Source organism: Candidatus Magnetominusculus dajiuhuensis (assembly GCF_046044395.1).
Lineage (GTDB): Bacteria > Nitrospirota > Thermodesulfovibrionia > Thermodesulfovibrionales > Magnetobacteriaceae > Magnetominusculus > Magnetominusculus dajiuhuensis.
Map to the genome: position 1 here is coordinate 1 of NZ_JBJUSG010000214.1, position 2,559 is coordinate 2,559.

General features: G+C 45.8%; 2 protein-coding genes and 1 pseudogene. 2 read left to right on the forward strand and 1 reads right to left on the reverse strand.

The genetic code is table 11. The annotated features are described in order from the left end of the window. Positions 1-381: pseudogene (locus tag AB7D94_RS16940) on the forward strand (hypothetical protein); the annotation flags it as partial. 38 nt (positions 382-419) lie between these two features. Beyond that, the gene (locus AB7D94_RS16945) at positions 420-1,589 is read left to right on the forward strand and encodes a potassium-transporting ATPase subunit C (protein WP_420267248.1); all 1,170 of its coding nucleotides are present in this window, start codon (positions 420-422) and stop codon (positions 1,587-1,589) included. A gap of 177 nt (positions 1,590-1,766) precedes the next feature. Here the strand turns inward: AB7D94_RS16945 and AB7D94_RS16950 are convergent, their stop codons facing one another. After that, positions 1,767-2,069, reverse strand: coding sequence for an HMA2 domain-containing protein (locus tag AB7D94_RS16950; protein WP_420267249.1), 303 nt, complete (start codon positions 2,067-2,069; stop codon positions 1,767-1,769). Positions 2,070-2,559: the final 490 nt, after the last annotated feature.

The window sequence follows — 2,559 nt, forward strand, 5'->3', positions numbered from 1 at the left end:
TTCTCTGTAAACACGCATTCTCACTATCATTTTACCTTCACCGAGAATTGCTGGCTTACTACCTTCTCTATAGCCAACGACGTGGCTAAGTATTTCGCCATTATTCCGGCGCTTTTTGCCGGAACGCTGCCCTGGCTCAAGGTAGTTGACATAATGAACCTGCATTCACCTACATCAGCCATTCTGTCGGCGGTAATATTTAACGCACTGATTATCCCGATACTGATTCCGGTAGCACTCAAGGGAGTTCGTTACAGGCCGCTTGGCGCCGACGCCCTGCTGCGTAAAAATCTGACAGTTTGGGGCCTGGGTGGAGTAATCGTACCGTTTATCGGTATTAAGCTGATAGACATGGCAATGACGGCACTTCATCTGGTTTAAGTTATAACGGAAGATTGTTTAATAAGGAGGATAAATATATGGGCAAGATCGTTTCAAGGAGCTTTTTGTTGTTAGCATTTTCGGTTGTATTGTGTTGCGTGGTGTACGTGGCAGCATTGCTGATATTGGGACAAACCTTGTTTCCATTTGAGGCTAACGGCAGTATGATTAACGGTCCTGACGGCAAACTCGTAGGCTCCAAGCTCATAGCCCAGCCCTTTACCAGGGACGAGTATTTTCAGGCACGGCCCTCAGCCGCGTCCTACGATGCCTCAGCCTCAGCGTCGTCGTCTTATTCGGCAAATAATTATACCCTCCGCGACAGGGTTGCGCGCTCAATAGGACCAATCGTAAACTACAAGAGCGGCCCCAATGCAGGAAAGCCCGTGGCGCCTGACGTGGAAGCATGGTTTAAAAAGGATGTGTTTCAGGGCAATCCCCACATCGTATCGCAATGGGCGGATACGCACAACTCCCTCGCCCAGGCGTGGGTAAGCGCCGACCCCACCCATGCGACTTACATAGACGAATGGGCGAAGGCCCATCAGGCGGTAGTAACGCAGTTTATAAAAGATAACCCTGCAACTCCCCAACCAAAGGCCGCTGACCTTGCAGTAGAGTTTTTCAAAAACTTCTCTTCCGAACACCCGGCTAAGTTCCCAGCCGACGTTACACATACCGGTGCCGATAATAAGACCACTACGGTTATCGAACCAGTAGATACAGGATCGGATATCCAATCCGTTTTCTTCGACATGTGGAGGCAGGACCATCCCGATGACGACATGCAAGATATCCCAGGTGATTTGGTTACCGCCTCCGCCTCTGGTCTCGACCCCCATATTACACTGGTAAACGCTGAGTTTCAGCTTGACAGGGTTGCTTCCAAATGGGCCGACAACCTCAAACGCGATAATGCCGGCGTAAGAGAGGAAATTGATGCTATCTTAAAGAAAAGTGCATTTGCACCCTTAGCGGGTGGCACAGACGCCTACACGGGCAATAAATACAGCGCCTTTCACGACGGCATGGTAATGGTCGGCGTAACCATTCCGATAGTAAAGGACTTGACCATACAGCCGGTGGCGATGTACACGTTTCCACTGTCACACGACGCCAGCAGGATAGTTAACGGCGTATCGTATAATCCAAACGGCGCGCTTGACCAGAATTTCGTGTACGGTCTGAATTTGACGTATAATTTCTAAAAAGGAAGTTGTTTGGATAACTTATACCAGGTTGTAGACAAATGAGTAATTAACCTAAAAATAGACAAAAAAATCATTTTTGTCTATTTTTAGGTATGGTGGTTTGCCCATAAATATGTTAAACTGCGACCATATAACGACCATAGAGCCTGCCGCAGCATTCTTATTGCTTATATTTCAAACCAAATAACTCAAAGCCTCTATCACTTTAGAAGCGATTTTAATGAAATACTCATCGTTGTCAATGGCACGGGTGCGATCAAAAAAGCCTCCGTTTTCCAGAATACACACAATAGTCTCACAATCCGTAATATCACAACGGTAGTGGATGAGTATGCTGCCGGTGATGGCATTTATGCCCACAGTCACAATGCCATGAATGCTTAACGCTTTCCTGATTTCATCGGCAGCATCTGGATTTCTTTTCAGTACATCGCTTTTAATTCTTACTCTTCCAGGAACATTGTGGATGTAGAACATGGCACGTCACCTCCTGCATTTAATAAAGGCCCTCAAGCCAATCCTGTGCCTTGGTCAGCGAAGCCTTTATCGAAGAAGGAAACTGAGGTGGATTAGAGCAGAGATGAAAAGGTGATGCTCAATGTACAGGTTCCCCCATTCGAACAGACATTCGCATGGCTGATATAGTGTTAATAGATCGACCGTCCATTGATATCACCTCCTTGTGTTAGAAATCGTAATTACAGCCCGTTTATAGTAAACCCAAAAATAATATTATGTCAAGGTAAAAATACTCAAATGTCGTACCAAAGTAGAAATGTCCTATTCTTACCAAAGTAGAAATGTCCTATTCTTACCAAAATAGAAATGTCCTATTCAGTTAGTAATCATAGCCCAAATCCGGGTGAGATGACAAGGCATTATTTTTAGGCCGTCGTCCTTTTCCATTGTTTAAACGTAAGCGTCAGGAAAACCCCATCTTTACAGGGGAAGTAGCAGGTGTCATAAT

Coding starts and splice junctions, on each gene's coding strand:
- AB7D94_RS16945 (WP_420267248.1), top strand. CDS start 420: ATGGGCAAGATCGTTTCAAGGAGCTTTTTGTTGTTAGCATTTTCGGTT.
- AB7D94_RS16950 (WP_420267249.1), bottom strand. CDS start 2,069: ATGTTCTACATCCACAATGTTCCTGGAAGAGTAAGAATTAAAAGCGAT.